The following is a 15,814-nucleotide window of genomic DNA, read 5'->3' on the forward strand; positions in this document are numbered from 1 at the left end:
TTCGGGCGATCGGGCCGGTACCTTGCCGAACGGCGCAGCGCCGTATTCGCATGCCTGTCGAACAGCCCGCATCGTAGGCATGCGCCGCGCGATCCGGTAGAGGCATGCAAGCCCTCACCATGTTGCCGTGAATGCATCAATCGACCGCCTCCAGCGGCGCCAGCGTCGTCATCGTCGTCAGGCACTGCAGGTCGCGCGCTCGCGTCTGTTCGATCATGTAGTCGATGAACACGCGGATGCGCGTGGGCAGGTGCTTGCGGCTCAGGTAGCAGAGATAGTGGCCGCCGTCGTCCGGCGCGTGCTGGCCGAGACAGCTCACCAGCCGGCCGTCGGCGAGCAGGTCGCACACCTGGTACGCGGGCAGTTGCGCGATGCCGAGCCCGTCGAGCGCCGCCCGCACGACGAGATCGATGTCGTTGAACGTGTGATGCGCGGCGAGCTGGCGCTGCTGCGTCACCCCGTCGATCCTGAATTCCCATTCCGTCACGCGGCCCGACGCGGTGCACAGGTTGATGCAGCGATGCTGCGCGAGGTCGTCGACGTGGCGCGGCAAGCCGTGCCGGTGCGCGTACGACGGCGACGCGCAGACGATCATCTGCATCGGAATCAGCCGGCGCGCGACGATCGCGCTGTCCTCCATGCGGCCGTCGCGAAACGCGACGTCGATGCGGTCGGCCGAGAAATCGGCCGGGCGATCGTTCAGCAGCAGGTCGAGCGTGATGTCCGGATACCGCGCGTGGAAATCGCGTAGCAGCGGCGCGATGACCTTGCGGCCGAAGCCCGGCGTCGAGCCGATGCGCAGGTGCCCGCTCGGCGGCCCGCTGCGCAGCTCGCGCATGTCCTCGAGCGCCTGCGCCAGATGCTCGATGCCGGGCCGGCAGTTTTCGTAGAACAGCTCGCCTTCGCGCGTCAGCGACATGCTGCGGGTGGTGCGCTGGAACAGGCGTGCGTCGAGCCGGTCCTCGAGCCGCTGCACGTGGCGGCTGACCGACGAGCGGCCGACGCCGAGGCGATCGGCGGCGCGCGCGAAGCTGCCCTCGGTGACGACGGCGAGGAACGTGACCACGCCGGCATAGCAGGTCGAGAAGCTGCGCGCGAACGGGTCGTCGGCATCGGGGCGGCGGATGGAAGTGTCAGGCATGGAGGCGCTGGAATCGTGGTGTCCGTATGCGACTAGACGTTTCAGCGCTGCCGCCTGTGACACCGCCCGCCGCATTTTTTCAAAAGAGGCGCGGCGGCGTGCGAGCCGGTTATTTTTCCGGCACGAGCACGGGCGCGCCCTGGTCCTTCAACAGCAGCACGATGAACTTCGCGGGCCGGGTCCGGCTCGCGTTGCGTCCGACCGTGTGCAGATCGTTCGGGCCCTCGTAGAAGGTCTGGCCTGGTGTCAGCGTGACGGGCTTGCCGCCCTTCACCTGCATCACGATCGACCCTTCGACGACATAGACGAAGGCCTCGGCGTGGTGGCGGTGCACCGGGTCGACCGCGCCGGGCGGATACTCGACGGAGATCATCTGCGCTTCCTTGCCTGGGTACGCGTCGAGCGGCTTCGTCATCAGCGGCGTGACGATGGCCGACGGCGCCGCGCGAACGGCGCCGGTCGCGGCGCCCGCGACGACGAGCGCGGATGCGATCACGTGTTTCATGCGAATCATGGTGGTGGCTTCCGATGGGCCGCCGGCCGACGGCCGGCAGCGAGAGAGGGCGGCGGGCGGCCGTCAGGCGAGGTTCGCCTTGTCGAGGCCGAACGCCTTGTCGGACGAACCCGGCACGGTCCGGAACGCGACGTTCGCGCGGTTCCAGCCGTTGATCGCGATCACTTCGAACGTCAGGTCCGACAATTCCTTTTCGGAAAGCTGGCCGCGCACGCGGTCGTAGAGGTCGTCCGGCACGCCGTGCGCGGGCAGCGTCGTCAGCGCTTCGGTCCATGCGAGCGCGGCGCGCTCGCGCGGCGAGAAGAGCGTCGATTCGCGCCACGTCGCCAGATGATGCAGGCGCAGTTCGCGCTCGCCATGGATGCGCGCTTCCTTCACGTGCATGTCGACGCAGAACGCGCAGCCGTTGATCTGCGACGCCCGGGCGGACACGAGATCGCGGATCGATTCCTCGATCGCGCTGCTGCGCAGCAGGTTGCTGAGTTCGAGGAATTTCCTGAACAGCTCGGGCGACTGTTGAATGTAGTTGATACGCTGCGTCATGATTTCTCCTGGCGACGAAGAGGCTGGCCCGCGTTGCGCGGGTGTCGTGGGCGGCAGGGCGCCGCGCGAAATCATCTTAGGAGGGTGGGCCGGCGCGCGGTAGCCACGCACAGGGACGCATCGTGTTGCGCGCGCTGCACCAATCCGCGCTCGACGGCGAGCGCGGCCGGCGCCGCCGCGCGATGCACGCGTCAGTTGACGCCGCAGGCGGCCGCGATCCGCGCGAGCTTGTCGGGGTTGCGCTGCACGAGAATCCGGCCGATGCGCGTGCCGTCGGTCTCGAACGACATCGCCGCTTCGAGTTGCCCGTCGATGAAGCGCAGCATCGCCCACTGGCCGTTCAGCACGACCGGTCGCATCTCGACACCGCTGCCGCAGCGCAACCACGTCGCATAGAACAGTTGCGCAATCCGCCGGCCGCCGACCATCGGTTTCGGGAAGCTCTGGACGTGGCCGCCGCCGTCGCCGATCAGCATTGCGTCTTCGGCGAGCAGCGCCTGGATCGACGGGAAGTCGCCGTGCGCGAGCGCATGCGTGAACGTCTGCAGCAGCCGGCGATGCGTTTCGTGCGGCACCGCATGCCGCGGCTGCGTATCGTCGCGCAGCCGCGCCCGCGCCCGGCTGACGAGCTGCCGGCACGCGGCTTCGCTCTTGCCGATCGCGTCGGCGATCCGGTCGTAGTCGAATTCGAAGATTTCATGCAGCAGGAACGCCGCGCGCGCTTCCGGCGTCAGCCGTTCGAGCAACAGCAGGTACGCGACCGATACGTCGTTCGCGCGCTCCGTCATTTCCTCGGGCGTCGCGGGCGATTCGCCGAGCTCCGGTTCGGGCAGCCAGATACCCGTGTAGTGCTCGCGCCGGAGCTTCGCCGCCCGCAGGCGATCGATCGACGTCCGCGTCGTGACCGCGACGAGCCACGCCTCGGCGTTCTCGATGCGCTCGCGCGCCGCGTCGTGCCAGCGCAGCCACACGTCCTGCACGATGTCCTCGGCATCCGCGACGGAACCGAGCATCCGGTACGCGATCTTCTGCAGGCGCGGGCGCAGCGCGTGGAAGGTTTGTGCGTCGTCGGTCGTCACAGCCACACTCCGCTGAACCCGAATGTCACGGGCCCGCTCAGAAACACGCTGCCGGCGCGGTCCCATCGAACGGTGACGTCGCCGCCATCGCATGTCACGCGGACGGTGTCGTCGAGCAGCCCGCGCCGGATGCCGTTGACCACCGCGCCGCACGAACACGAGCCGGAGCCGAGCGGCACGCTGCCGCCGCGTTCCCAGATACGCAGGCGAATGTGCGTGCGATCGATGACCTGCACGAAATGCACGTTGGTTTTCTGCGGAAACAGCGGATGAGCTTCGATGGCCGGGCCGAGCGCTTCGATGTCGATCGTGCCGACATCGTCGACGAAGAACGTGCAGTGCGGATTGCCCATGCTGCATGCGGCCGGCGCGCCGGGCAGCGGCAGCGCGAGCGTGTCGATGGCTTCCGAGAGCGGCACGTCCTGCCAGCCGAGCCGCGGCGTGCCCATTTCGACCTTGATCAGCCCGTCCGCATCCCGAGAACAATGCAGGCGGCCGCGATTCGTGCGCAACACGACCGACGCCGCGCCGGTTTCCCGCATCAGCATCCATGCGACGCCGCGCGTCGCGCTGCCGCACGTATCGAGCGCCGAGCCGTCGGGGTTCCAGAACGCGACGCGCGCGGCTGCGTCGTCGCCGTCCGAGATCACCGCGAGCTGGTTGAAGCCGATGCCGCGATGCCGATCGCCCATGCGCCGCACGAGGTCGCCGTCGATGGGATGCGCGCGATCGGGTTCCTGACCGCGCAGGTCGACGATGACGAAGTCATCGCCATTCGCGTTCAACTTCTGAAATGCGATCGGCATGGCGGTTCCGGAATGGAGGCAGGCAAATACTGTACGTGGCTCGCCGGTCGCGGGCAATCGCGGCCTGACGGCGGGCCGGCGACAGGCATCTACGTAATTCTACGTAGACCGTCATACGTAGTTATCCGCTTGTAAGCAGCCCCCGTCGCGCGGAATACTACGGCCCATCGCCGCGGCCTTCACGAGCCGCGGCACGACGCATCGACGTCACGCGGGTTCGGCCCCTCGCCGCATCCACTCAAAAACACATTGGAGACCAGGAGACGCCATGAATCGGGCTTCCAGTACCCTGCTATGGATCGCGGTCGCGCTGCTCGGCGCGTTCGCATTCGGCACGATCGCACTCGCGCACGGCGAACGCGTCAGTGCCCTCTGGATCGTGATCGCCGCAGTCTGCGTGTATCTGATCGCGTATCGCTTCTACAGTCGTTTCATCGCCAGCAAGGTCATGCAGCTCGACGGGCTGCGGATGACGCCGGCGGTCAAGTACAACGACGGCCTCGACTACGTGCCGACCAACAAGTACGTGCTGTTCGGCCACCACTTCGCCGCGATCGCCGGCGCCGGGCCGCTGGTCGGCCCCGTGCTCGCCGCGCAGATGGGCTACACGCCCGGCATGCTGTGGATCCTGGCCGGCGTCGTGTTCGCCGGCGCGGTGCAGGACTTCATCGTGCTGTTCATCTCGACGCGCCGCGACGGCCGTTCGCTCGGCGATCTCGTCAAGATGGAGCTCGGCACGGTGCCCGGCGTGATCGCGCTGTTCGGCGCGTTCCTGATCATGGTGATCATCCTCGCGGTGCTCGCGCTGATCGTCGTGAAGGCGCTGACCAATTCGCCGTGGGGCACGTTCACCGTCGCCGCGACGATTCCGATCGCGCTGTTCATGGGCGTCTATACGCGCTACATCCGTCCGGGCCGCATCGGCGAAGTGTCGATCATCGGCTTCATCGGGCTGATGGCGGCGATCGCGTTCGGTCAGAACGTGGCCGCTTCGCCGGCGGTTGCCGCATGGTTCACGTTCAGCGGCACGCAGCTCACGTGGATCCTGATCGGCTACGGCTTCGTCGCGTCGGTGCTGCCGGTGTGGCTGCTGCTCGCGCCGCGCGACTACCTGTCGACGTTCCTGAAGATCGGCACGATCCTCGGCCTCGCGATCGGCATCCTGGTCGTCGCACCGGAACTGAAGATGCCCGCGCTGACGAAGTTCGTCGACGGCTCGGGCCCGGTGTGGTCGGGCAACCTGTTCCCGTTCCTGTTCATCACGATCGCGTGCGGCGCGGTGTCCGGCTTCCATGCGCTGATCTCGTCGGGCACGACGCCGAAGCTGATCGACAACGAAACCAACGCGCGCTTCATCGGTTACGGCGCGATGCTGATGGAATCGTTCGTCGCGATCATGGCGCTGGTCGCCGCGTGCGTGATCGAACCGGGCATCTACTTCGCGATGAACGCGCCGGCCGCCGTGCTCGGCTCGACGCCGGAAGCGGTCGCGAACACCGTCACGCAATGGGGCTTCGTGCTGACGCCCGACATGCTCACGCAGACCGCGAAGGCCGTCGGCGAAACGACGATCATCGCGCGTGCGGGCGGCGCGCCGACGCTGGCCGTCGGCATGGCGCACATCCTGCACCAGGTGATCGGCGGCGAAGCGATGATGGCGTTCTGGTATCACTTCGCGATCCTGTTCGAGGCGCTGTTCATCCTGACGGCCGTCGACGCGGGCACGCGTGCGGGCCGCTTCATGCTGCAGGATCTGCTCGGCACGTTCCACCCGGCGCTCAAGCGCACCGAGTCGCTGCCGGCGAACCTGGTCGCCACCGCGCTGTGCGTGGCCGCGTGGGGCTACTTCCTGTATCAGGGCGTGGTCGATCCGCTCGGCGGCATCAACACGCTGTGGCCGCTGTTCGGCATCTCGAACCAGATGCTCGCCGCGATCGCACTGGTGCTCGGCACCGTCGTGCTGTTCAAGATGAAGCGCGAGCGCTACGCATGGGTGACGATGGTGCCGACCGCGTGGCTCTTGATCTGCACGCTGACGGCCGGCTGGCAGAAGATTTTCGACGCGAACCCGAAGGTCAGCTTCCTCGCGCACGCCGCGAAGCTGCAGGCCGCGGTGGACGAAGGCAAGGTGCTCGCGCCGGCGAAGTCGATCGCGCAGATGAAGCGGATCATCTTCAACGACTACATCGATGCGGCGCTGGCCGGGCTGTTCATCTTCGTCGTCGTGGCCATCGCGGTGTACGGCGTGATCGCCGTGCTGCGCGCGCGCCGCGAGTCGAAGCCGACCGTGCGCGAGACGCCGTACGAAGCGATGCCGGCCGCGCAGGCGCTCGGCACCGGACGTTGAGGGGAGGCCGCGATGTTCAGCGATCTTGGCAGCGACCTGCGCAGCGCGGGGCGTTACCTCGGGCAGGCGTTGCGGCTGATGGTCGGCCTGCCCGACTACGACACCTACGTCGCGCACATGCGCGAAACCCATCCGGACCGCGAGCCGATGACGTACGAGGAATTCTTCCGCGAGCGTCAGAATGCGCGGTACGGGTCGGGAGCGGGGAAGTGTTGCTGAACCGGGCCGTTGCAATGACCTGACGAATCGGTTCGGTTATCGAAACGGAAGCGCCGCGACGGTTGTCGCGGCGCTTTTTTCTTTGGCGGGCCGGTGGCGCGCATCGGCACGGCGCGTGCGCGTCGTTTGCCCGGGCGCAGCGCGGTGGCATCCGGCCCCCGGTATCATGAGGGCTCTTTCTTTTCCCGATGGACCGCAGGAGAACACGTCGTGCATGTCGGTGAGCGTTTCAACAGCATTTCCCATCTCGTCGGCGCGGTGCTGTCGGTGGCCGGTCTCGTCGCGCTCGTGACGATGGGCGCACTCGAAGGCGACCCGTACAAGGTGGTGAGTTTCAGCGTGTACGGCGCGATGCTGATCCTGCTCTACGCGATCTCGACGGCGTATCACAGCGTGCGCAACCCGCGCCTGAAGGCGATCCTGCAGAAATGCGACCATGCGGCGATCTACCTGCTGATCGCCGGTAGCTATACGCCGTTCACGCTCGTCACGCTGCGCGGCCCGTGGGGCTGGTCGCTGTTCGGCGTGAGCTGGGGGCTCGCCGTGTTCGGCATCGTGCAGGAACTCACGCTCGGGCGCCGCACGCGCCTGCTGTCGATGATCCTCTACGTGCTGATGGGCTGGCTCGCGCTCGTCGCCGTGCGTCCGCTGATCCATGCGCTGCCGCCGATCGGCACCGCGTGGCTGGTGGCCGGCGGCGTGATCTACAGCGCGGGGATCTACTTCTTCATCAACGACGAACGCATTCGTCACGGGCACGGCATCTGGCACCTGTTCGTGCTGGCCGGCAGCCTGTGCCAGTTCGTCAGTGTCGCGATGTATGTCGCGTGAGCGGCATCGCGCGTTGACCCGATAACCGCCGGCGAGCGGCGTGCCGGCCGGGGGAAGGCGCTATCGGCGCGCGGCGGCGCGCGGATGCGTGGTCGTTTCGGCCGTTACTTCGGCGGTTGCCGCCGCCTGCACCGTGAGCCACCACGTCAGCGCGGCGAGCGCCGACAATCCGGCCGCCAACGCCAGCACCACCTGCATCGCCACCGGAAACGGCTGCAGCGTCGCGATGCACGCACCGAAGATCGCCACGCCGAGCGCCGATCCGCTTTGCCGTGCCGCGTTCAGCACGGCCGCCGCCACGCCGGCGCGGTGCCGATCGACCGTCCCGAGCGCCGGCGACGTCGCGGCCGGCGAGATGAAGCCCGATGCGAAGCCGATCGCGAGCATCGGCGCGACGGCGAGCCAGCCGGGTGTCGTCGCGCCGATGGCCGTCATCCCGAGCGCGCCGGCCGCATAAAGTCCGAATGCCGCGCACATCGTCCCGCGCGCGCCGAAGCGTGCAACGATCCGCCCCGAGGTGAGCCCGCCGAGCGCGACCATCGCAGTCATCGGCAGGAACGCGAGCCCCGTGTCGAGCGGGCCCGCACCGCGAACCTGCCGATAGAACAGGCTGAGCACGAACAGCAAGCCGTAGAACACGAACGCCGACGCCATCGACACGAACGTCGACCCCGCGAACAGCCGGTTGCGGAAGAACGCGAGCGGCAGCATCGGTTCGCGGCGCCGCGCCTCGATCGCGATGAACGCGATCCACGCGACGACGCTCGCCACCGCGCCGCCGATGATCGGCGCCGAGCGCCAGCCGAGCGATGGGCCTTCGATCAGCGTGCCGATCAGCGCCGCGATCGCGACGATGGCCGCCGCCTGCCCGCCCCAGTCGAACTGTCGCGACCGATCGACGGCGGCGCGCGTGACCGTGCGGCCGAGCCAGATGCCGGCGAGCCCGAGCGGCAGGTTCACGAAGAAGAGGCTGCGCCATCCGAACAGATCGATCAGCAAGCCGCCGATCAGCGGACCCGACGCCATCGCGATGCCGCCGCACCCCATCCACAGGCTGATCGCCGACGCGCGCGCGGCCGGCGCGGGGAACGTGCGGTTGATCAGCGCGAGCGAGCAGGGCACCAGCATCGCGCTGCCGACGCCCTGCAACGCGCGGGCGACCGCGAGCGCCGGCAGGGTCGACGCGACGCCGCACAGGGCCGACGCGGCGACGAAGATGGCCAGCCCCGTCACATAGACGGTGCGGTCGCCGAGCCGGTCGCCGAGCGTGCCGCCCGTGAGCAGCAGGCTCGCGAATGCGAGCGTGTAAGCGTTCACTATCCACTGCAGGCCGGCCACGCGGCTGCCGAACGTGTGCGCGATGTCGGTGAGCGCGACGTTGACGATCGACGCATCGAGCAGCACGAGCGTATAGCTCACGCAGGTCGCGGCGAGCACGCGGCGCGCGGCGGCCCGATCCGGAGCGGCGGCCGTCATGCGCGCCCGTGCGCCGGCGAGGCGGCGGCCCGCAGCGCATTGAACCCGACCCATCCCCAGTACACGCGATGATGCGCGATCAATCCGTCGCGCAGGTCCATCACCTCGACGAGATCGACCTGGTCGCCGTCCGGCGTCTCGCGCGGGTATTCCCAGACGAGCTGGCGGCCGTTCGAGAAGAACAGCCCGGTGCGGTACCAGCGCCCGAGTTTGTTGTCCGGATTGCGCAGGCCGGCCGCGAAGAATGCGCCGATCGCGGCCTTGCCGTGCAGCACGCCCGAGCCGTGTTCGGGCAGCGTGGCGACGACGAGCGGGGTTTCGAGCACCGCGTCGTCGGCATACAGCGACATCAGCGCGTCGAAGTCGCGGGCGACGACGGCGGTGTGCCAGTCTTCATGGATGCGCCGGGCGTCGGCGTCGGTGTTGGCGGGTGTCATGGCGGGTTTCCGGAAGTCGATCACGGAAACCACTGTAGGGGCGCGCCGCCGCGGGACGTTTCACGTCGACCCGAAACGTGGATGTCTGCTGGGGCGAAGGCGGTTGGCGTCGGCCGTTAGCCGGTCAGCGCGTCGAGATTGAGCGTATACGACTTGCCGATCCACACCGCGCAATCGCGATGGTCGCGCAGTTCGTCGTGCGTATTCGGATGCAGGAAGATGTCGAGCGCGCCGTGGTTCAGCACGAGCCACGGCACGATGTCGTCGAAGCGCGCGGCGTCGAATGCGATCTGGTACGACCAGGCCGGATGCGGGCCGACGAGGCGTTCGTGAAAGCGCCCGAGTTCGATGACCGCGCCGAACCGCGCGTCGACGACCTGGCGAAACGCCCAGGCCGCGTCGCGGCTCGCCGCATCGAAATAGACGTGCGCGTGCCAGCTGTCGATGGCGGTAGTGTCGAGGGCAGCCATGAAGAGACTCGATTAAAAATGAAGAATGCGTGAGAGGCCATGCGAAACGGCCGATGCGTGATTATCGCGCGTCCTTGCCGCTTGCGTCGTGTCCCGATCCGGCACGCCGATGCGAATGATTTGTCCTGCATCAGAAGAATCGAACGACCCGACGAAATCGCGTCGGCGCTATCCGCATGCGCGATATCCCGCCGGAAGCCTTGTGGGCAGGCGCGCCGGCCGGAATCGCAGCGGCAACACGTCATTTCGGAAATTGAAAGAGCGGGTCGAGCGCCCCGTCGGATCGCTGGTAAAAATCCGATCAGATCGTTGAATGAAATAAAGAAATTCCATTTCGAATGGATTCGCGAATGACGCGGCTCGCACGCCGAATGCGCGGCTGAAAATAACAATTGCGGATTCGGCTATTCAAGCGGCATGCGGCCCGACATACGATGATTTCAACGCATCGATGCTGGATCGATGCGGGGACAACCATCTGGAGGCCATTATGCGATCCCTCGTTCCCGTTGCCGTTCTTTCCTGCGCACTCGCTGCGCTGCCGGCCGTCAGCTTCGCGCAGTCGATCGGCGTCGGCGACACCCTGCATGCCGCGCCGTTGACGTGGTCGGCGGCGCGTGCCGAAACCGATGCGCAGCTGATGCAGATGACGCGTGCCGGCTATCGCGCGACGACGGCAGGCAACCAGAACTATCCGCTCGCGATGCAGCGTGCGCTCGAGCGTGTGTACAACCCGGTGCCCAACCCGTGGCCCGACGAGAAGGCCGCGATGCAAGCGCGGGCGGCCCGCGACGCGCAGAACGGCCATCCGGTGAAGGCCTTCTTCGTGAAAACCGCGTACTACCTGAAGGGCGAGAACACGTTTTGATGCGGGAGACGAACATGGCATGCCCGAACCGAGTGCTCGGCGTGTTGCGTGCGTCGGCGATACGCAGGCTGCCGGAAGCGTGCGCGGCACGGCGGCGCGCCGATGTGCATGGCATGCGACGCCGGGCGAACAGCCTGCGCGACGCCGTCGTCTGCCGCAGCACTTGGCCGGGGACGGCGGCGGACGGCGCATCCGCGAGCGAGAACGAATCATGAAGGCTGCCCGCAAAGGCCGCCGCCATCCGCCGTTGACGCGCGAATGGCTGCTGCCGCTGCCGCCCGCGCATGCACGCGACATCTCGCTGAAATGCCACATGGCGCTGGTCGCGCTGCGCGGCGAGCACGGTAGCGAAACGCTGCTGATGCGGTTGCGCACGAGCGTGTATCTGGTGTTCCTCGCGCTCGACGATGCGGTCTCTCCGGACGCGACCATCGATCTGTGCGTCGACGCCGAGCGCGTGCTGGACGCGAGCGTGGCGCGCGCCGCGCAAAGCGGTGCGTGGACGCTGCACGACGACGAATGCGCGGTGCTCGAGCGCGTGCTCGCCGCGAACGACGCATGCGTGGCGACGCTCACGCGGCATCGGCTGGCCGAGCTGTGGCGTCATGTCTGCACGTTCGCTTCCGCCGAACAGCCGGGGATCGTCGCGCAGGCCGCGGCGAAGATGCGGGCGCCGGCCGTTCTGCATTGAATGGCTGGCCGCGGGCCGCGTTTCATACCCGTCCGATTCCATTGCGCGGACGCGCGCCGTCTAATCACATGACTGGAGCCCGGCGTGGCCGGGCGACGACGATCCATCCATGCGTTGGCGGTGATCGTGCGTGTCGACGCGAACGCATTCGTTTCGGTCAGGAGGAGCGATGGCGCTATACAGGAGCGGCGGCTACTTCACGTGCGGAAGTGGCCGCGCATTCAGCGAGAACCTGCCGCCGGGCAGCAAGGTGACGGTCGCGGGCATCTATCGGTGCACCGTGTGCGGCGACGAAATCGGCATCGCGAAATGGCAGACGTTGCCGTCCGAGGACGCGCATCGGCACGATCTCGATCCGCCGTCCGATCCGCTGCTCGATCCGGGGCCGACCGCGTGGCAACTGATCGCCGCGGCGGAGTCGCGAAGCTAGGCATCTGACGTTCGCCGCCGCACGCAGGCAGGCACGAGCAAGCGCAACGCGTCACGACATTCCGCCCGTCAAAACAAAAAGCGCCACGGAGCGAACTCCGTGGCGCTTCTTCGATACCAGGCCGCTGCGAAGGTGGGAACCGCCGCGCGGCACAACGCGCTGCTTAAGCGGCCGTTGCCGACTTCGCCGGCTTCTGCAGCTTGCCCTTGCCGGCGCGCTGGATTTCCTCGAGCTTGATCTCGACGTGGCGCGAGAACACGTACTCGGCCGGACGTTGCTTCGCGATCGAGATGTCCGGTGCGAACGGGCCGTCGGTCTTGATGCCCTTGCGGCTCACGCGCAGCGCCTTCAGCGGGTTCGAGATCGTGTCCATCACGGCGGTGGCCTCGAAGCCGCAGTGGACCATGCAGTCCGCGCACTTCTCGTAGTTGCCGACGCCGTAGTTGTCCCACTCGGTCGTTTCCATCAGTTCCTTGAAGGTCTTCACGTAACCTTCGCCGACCAGGTAGCACGGCTTCTGCCAGCCGAACACCGTACGCGCCGGGTTGCCCCACGGCGTGCACTTGTACGTCTGGTTGCCGGCCAGGAAGTCGAGGAACAGCGACGACTGGCTGAACGACCAGCGCTTGCCGCCTTCGCCGCGCTTCAGGATTTCGCGGAACAGGTTCTTCGTCTTGTCGCGGTTCAGGAAGTGCTGCTGATCCGGCGCGCGCTCGTACGCGTAGCCCGGCGACACGGTGATGCCGTCGACGCCGATCGGGCCCAGCGTGTCGAAGAACTTCGCGACGCGCTCCGGCACCGCATCGTTGAACAGCGTGCAATTGATGTTCACGCGGAAGCCGCGGCGCTTCGCTTCCTTGATCGCCGCGACGGCCTTGTCGTACACGCCTTCCTGCGACACCGAGTGATCGTGCGCTTCCTTGTCGCCGTCGAGGTGGACCGACCAGACGAAATACGGGCTCGGCTGGTAGTCGTCCATCTTCTTTTCCATCAGCAGCGCGTTCGTGCACAGGTACACGAACTTCTTGCGCTTCATGATGCCCTTGACGATTTCCGGCATCTCCTTGTGGAGCAGCGGCTCGCCGCCGGCGATCGACACGACGGGCGCGCCGCACTCGTCGACGGCCTGCAGGCATTCCTCGACGGACAGGCGCTGGTTCAGGATCGGGTCCGGATAATCGATCTTGCCGCAGCCGTTGCACGCGAGGTTGCAGCGGAACAGCGGCTCGAGCATCAGCGCGAGCGGATAGCGTTTGTTCCCGGACAGGTGCTGGCGCACGATGTAGGCGCCGACACGGACTTGCTGGAGCAGCGGAATAGACAAGGGATGTCCTCCTTAAACTTCGCGGGCGACAGCTTGCGTGAGCTTCGCCGGCAACTTGAATTCGACTTTTTCTTCCCGGCCCGCCATCGTCGCGACATCGACGGGCCCCAGCGCGCGCAGCGCGCCGATTACATCCTCGACCATTTCTTCGGGCGCCGACGCGCCGGCGGTCAGGCCGACCGTCTGCACGCCCGCGAACCATTCGGCCTTCACTTCCGAGCCGTCGGCGACGAGATAGCTCGGCACACCGCTTTCGGTGCCGATCTCGCGCAGGCGGTTCGAGTTCGAGCTGTTCGTCGCACCGACGACGAGCAGCACGTCAACCTGTTCGCTCAGCTCGCGCACGGCGGCCTGGCGATTCTGCGTCGCATAGCAGATGTCGCGCGTGTCCGGGCCGACGAGGTCGGTGAACCGGCGCTGCAATGCTTCGATGATGCCGCGCGTGTCGTCGACCGACAGCGTGGTCTGCGTGATGTACGCGACCGGCGTATCGACGGGCAGCGTCAGCGTATCGACTTCGGCTTCGCTCTGCACGAGGATCACCTCGGCCGGAATCTGGCCGATCGTGCCCTCGACTTCCGGGTGGCCCGCGTGGCCGATCAGGATCAGCCGGCGGCCCGCCGCGACGTACTGGCGGCCCTGCACGTGCACTTTCGTGACGAGCGGGCAGGTCGCGTCGAGCACGTCGAGCCCGCGCGTTTGCGCATCGCGCTCGACCGTCTGGGCGACACCGTGCGCGCTGAAGATCGCGACAGCGCCGTGCGGCACCTCGTCGAGTTCCTCAACGAATCGTGCCCCTTTATTACGCAGATTTTCGACGACATGCCGGTTATGCACGATCTCATGACGCACATAGACCGGCGCACCGTGCTGCTGCAGCGCGCGATCGACGATCTCGATTGCGCGGACAACCCCCGCACAGAAGCCGCGGGGCTGGGCAAGGATGACTCGCATAAGTGAGCGAACTCCGACGACAGACGCCGGGGTTCGAGGCGCTTGGCACGCGCTTGCTCGCCCCGGCTTGATGTTATGAAGGCAGGAACGAACCGGCCGGCCAGGCCCCGGTACCCCGAATTAATCGCGCATTTTAACCCTATCGGGCCGTCCTTGCTTCGGTGCCGTGTCGGCACCGTTGCAATTGCGGGAGAGCCGCGTCGGCGCTGGCGCGCGCGGAACCCGGTAAACTGCGCGGTTTCGCGGGCGGCCGCTCCGGCTGCCCGCCATCGCGCTCATTTCAAGGCCATTCGATGACCGTCGATTCTCACGCGTATTGCCCGACCGCCCGTGCGGTGCCGGGTGTTTTGTTCCAGACCCTTATTTCTACCGAACCCGCCGGCGCGCGGCGGGAGGCAGGCCGATGATGCTCGCGATCGCTTTCCTGGTGTCCGGCCTGTCGCTGGTGATCTGGATCGTGCTGCTCGTCGCGCGCGGCGGCTTCTGGCGCGCGCAGCCCGCGCGGCCGCTGCCGCCCGACGCTCGCGGCGCGGCGGCCGACGCCGGCTGGCCGGCCGTCGTGGCGGTCGTGCCGGCGCGCAACGAAGCCGACGTGATCGCCCGTGCGGCGACTTCGCTGCTCGAGCAGGACTATCCGGGCGACTTCCACCTGATCATCGTCGACGATCACAGCGACGACGGCACCGCCGACGCGGCCCGCGCGGCCGCGCTCGCGATCAACCGCGCCGACCGGCTGACGGTGCTGAGCGCGAAGCCGCTGCCGGCCGGCTGGTCGGGCAAGGTGTGGGCGCAGTCGCAAGGGATCGCGGCGGTGCAGACGCTCGGCCTGCCGGCCGACTACCTGCTGCTGACGGATGCCGACATCGGCCATCCGCCGGACGCCGTCGCGCAGCTCGTCACGCGCGCGCAGGCCGAGCAGCGCGATCTGGTCTCGCTGATGGTGCGGCTGCGCTGCGACTCGTTCTGGGAAAAGGCGCTGATCCCTGCGTTCGTGTTCTTCTTCGCGAAGCTGTACCCGTTCTCGTGGATCAACAATCCGCGCAACCGGACGGCCGGCGCCGCCGGCGGCTGCATGCTCGTGAAGCGCACGGCGCTGGAAGAAGCGGGTGGCATCGAATCGATTCGCGGCGCGCTGATCGACGACTGCAGCCTCGCCGCGCAGATCAAGCACCGCGGCAGCGGCCGCCATCCGATCCGGCTCGATCTCGCCGATCGCAGCGTGTCGCTGCGCCCGTACGACAGCTGGCGCGACATCTGGAACATGATCGCGCGCACCGCGTTCACGCAGCTGCACTATTCGCCGCTGCTGCTGGCCGGCACGCTGCTCGGGATGACGATCATCTACCTGGTGCCGCCCGTCGTCGCGCTCGCCTACGGCGCGCGCGGGTGGCCGGCGTGGCTCGCGTGGGCGTCGATGTGCGCCGCGTATGCGCCGATGCTGCGCTACTACCGGCGCTCGCCGCTGTGGGCGCCCGCGCTGCCGCTCGTCGCGCTGTTCTATGTGGGCGCGACGTTCGCGTCCGCGTGGCGTTACTGGCGCGGCAAGGGCGGGCAGTGGAAGGCGCGCGTGCAGGCGCCGGTGGAGCGCTGACCCACGCCGGCGGATGCCGGCCGTCCCGATAAACCGGAACGCTGAAAACACACAGCCCGGATCGACGCAAGCCGATCCGGGCTGTTTGCTTTT

At 67.5% G+C, this 15,814-nt stretch carries 17 protein-coding genes; 7 read left to right on the forward strand and 10 right to left on the reverse strand.

From position 1 onward, the window contains the following. Nucleotides 1–136: 136 nt before the first annotated feature. From HWX14_RS21580 to dapF, 5 genes are all read right to left on the reverse strand, one after another. Nucleotides 137–1,141 (reverse strand): LysR family transcriptional regulator, encoded by a 1,005-nt coding sequence (locus HWX14_RS21580; protein ID WP_175884403.1) that lies wholly within the window; start codon nucleotides 1,139–1,141, stop codon nucleotides 137–139. Nucleotides 1,142–1,250: 109 nt separating this feature from the next. Then, nucleotides 1,251–1,655: a cupin domain-containing protein gene (locus HWX14_RS21585; protein ID WP_175884404.1), complete on the reverse strand. Its 405-nt coding sequence runs from the start codon at nucleotides 1,653–1,655 to the stop codon at nucleotides 1,251–1,253. A gap of 63 nt (nucleotides 1,656–1,718) precedes the next feature. After that, a complete protein-coding gene (locus tag HWX14_RS21590) occupies nucleotides 1,719–2,198 on the reverse strand; it encodes a carboxymuconolactone decarboxylase family protein (protein WP_175884405.1) in 480 nt (159 codons plus the stop codon). A gap of 191 nt (nucleotides 2,199–2,389) precedes the next feature. Further along, nucleotides 2,390–3,277 (reverse strand): RNA polymerase sigma-70 factor, encoded by an 888-nt coding sequence (locus HWX14_RS21595; protein WP_175884406.1) that lies wholly within the window; start codon nucleotides 3,275–3,277, stop codon nucleotides 2,390–2,392. Beyond that, nucleotides 3,274–4,083 carry a diaminopimelate epimerase gene (gene dapF, locus HWX14_RS21600; RefSeq protein ID WP_175884407.1) on the reverse strand — a complete coding sequence of 270 codons (810 nt, stop codon included), beginning with the start codon at nucleotides 4,081–4,083 and terminating at the stop codon, nucleotides 3,274–3,276. Before dapF ends, HWX14_RS21595 begins: the two co-directional genes overlap by 4 nt. A 268-nt stretch (nucleotides 4,084–4,351) precedes the next feature. Between dapF and HWX14_RS21605 the strand changes: the two genes are divergently transcribed. The 3 genes from HWX14_RS21605 (at nucleotide 4,352) to HWX14_RS21615 (ending at nucleotide 7,480) form a co-directional block, all read left to right on the forward strand. After that, nucleotides 4,352–6,430: a carbon starvation CstA family protein gene (locus tag HWX14_RS21605; protein ID WP_175884408.1), complete on the forward strand. Its 2,079-nt coding sequence runs from the start codon at nucleotides 4,352–4,354 to the stop codon at nucleotides 6,428–6,430. Between the two features lie 12 nt (nucleotides 6,431–6,442). Beyond that, on the forward strand, nucleotides 6,443–6,649 hold the full coding sequence (locus HWX14_RS21610) for a YbdD/YjiX family protein (protein WP_006480280.1): 207 nt from the start codon (nucleotides 6,443–6,445) through the stop codon (nucleotides 6,647–6,649). Nucleotides 6,650–6,859: 210 nt separating this feature from the next. Further along, nucleotides 6,860–7,480: a hemolysin III family protein gene (locus HWX14_RS21615; RefSeq protein WP_006480281.1), complete on the forward strand. Its 621-nt coding sequence runs from the start codon at nucleotides 6,860–6,862 to the stop codon at nucleotides 7,478–7,480. A gap of 60 nt (nucleotides 7,481–7,540) precedes the next feature. Here HWX14_RS21615 and HWX14_RS21620 read toward each other — a convergent pair whose 3' ends face one another. The 3 genes from HWX14_RS21620 to HWX14_RS21630 all read right to left on the reverse strand — a co-directional run bounded on the left by HWX14_RS21620 (nucleotide 7,541) and on the right by HWX14_RS21630 (nucleotide 9,863). After that, nucleotides 7,541–8,956: an MFS transporter gene (locus tag HWX14_RS21620; protein ID WP_175884409.1), complete on the reverse strand. Its 1,416-nt coding sequence runs from the start codon at nucleotides 8,954–8,956 to the stop codon at nucleotides 7,541–7,543. Further along, a complete protein-coding gene (locus tag HWX14_RS21625) occupies nucleotides 8,953–9,393 on the reverse strand; it encodes a nuclear transport factor 2 family protein (RefSeq protein WP_175884410.1) in 441 nt (146 codons plus the stop codon). Before HWX14_RS21625 ends, HWX14_RS21620 begins: the two co-directional genes overlap by 4 nt. Before the next feature lie 116 nt (nucleotides 9,394–9,509). Next, complete coding sequence (locus HWX14_RS21630) at nucleotides 9,510–9,863, reverse strand: DOPA 4,5-dioxygenase family protein (RefSeq protein ID WP_175884411.1); 354 nt, start codon at nucleotides 9,861–9,863, stop codon at nucleotides 9,510–9,512. A 490-nt stretch (nucleotides 9,864–10,353) separates the two neighbouring features. On the opposite strand from HWX14_RS21630, the gene HWX14_RS21635 reads away from it, so the two are divergent. The 3 genes from HWX14_RS21635 to HWX14_RS21645 all read left to right on the forward strand — a co-directional run bounded on the left by HWX14_RS21635 (nucleotide 10,354) and on the right by HWX14_RS21645 (nucleotide 11,852). Continuing rightward, on the forward strand, nucleotides 10,354–10,731 hold the full coding sequence (locus tag HWX14_RS21635) for a hypothetical protein (RefSeq protein ID WP_175884412.1): 378 nt from the start codon (nucleotides 10,354–10,356) through the stop codon (nucleotides 10,729–10,731). 211 nt (nucleotides 10,732–10,942) lie between these two features. Then, nucleotides 10,943–11,422, forward strand: a complete 480-nt coding sequence (locus HWX14_RS21640) for a hypothetical protein (RefSeq protein ID WP_126368455.1) — start codon at nucleotides 10,943–10,945, stop codon at nucleotides 11,420–11,422. A 169-nt stretch (nucleotides 11,423–11,591) separates the two neighbouring features. Next, nucleotides 11,592–11,852, forward strand: a complete 261-nt coding sequence (locus HWX14_RS21645) for a hypothetical protein (RefSeq protein WP_069621670.1) — start codon at nucleotides 11,592–11,594, stop codon at nucleotides 11,850–11,852. A gap of 163 nt (nucleotides 11,853–12,015) precedes the next feature. Here HWX14_RS21645 and hpnH read toward each other — a convergent pair whose 3' ends face one another. Next, nucleotides 12,016–13,176 (reverse strand): adenosyl-hopene transferase HpnH, encoded by a 1,161-nt coding sequence (gene hpnH, locus HWX14_RS21650; protein WP_012339213.1) that lies wholly within the window; start codon nucleotides 13,174–13,176, stop codon nucleotides 12,016–12,018. A 12-nt stretch (nucleotides 13,177–13,188) separates the two neighbouring features. Next, the gene (gene ispH / locus HWX14_RS21655; protein WP_050013381.1) at nucleotides 13,189–14,130 is read right to left on the reverse strand and encodes a 4-hydroxy-3-methylbut-2-enyl diphosphate reductase; all 942 of its coding nucleotides are present in this window, start codon (nucleotides 14,128–14,130) and stop codon (nucleotides 13,189–13,191) included. A gap of 403 nt (nucleotides 14,131–14,533) precedes the next feature. Between ispH and HWX14_RS21660 the strand changes: the two genes are divergently transcribed. Then, a complete protein-coding gene (locus tag HWX14_RS21660; protein WP_175884413.1) occupies nucleotides 14,534–15,721 on the forward strand; it encodes a glycosyltransferase in 1,188 nt (395 codons plus the stop codon). Nucleotides 15,722–15,814: the final 93 nt, after the last annotated feature.

The organism is Burkholderia sp. BCC0044 (assembly GCF_902832955.1).
GTDB lineage: Bacteria > Pseudomonadota > Gammaproteobacteria > Burkholderiales > Burkholderiaceae > Burkholderia.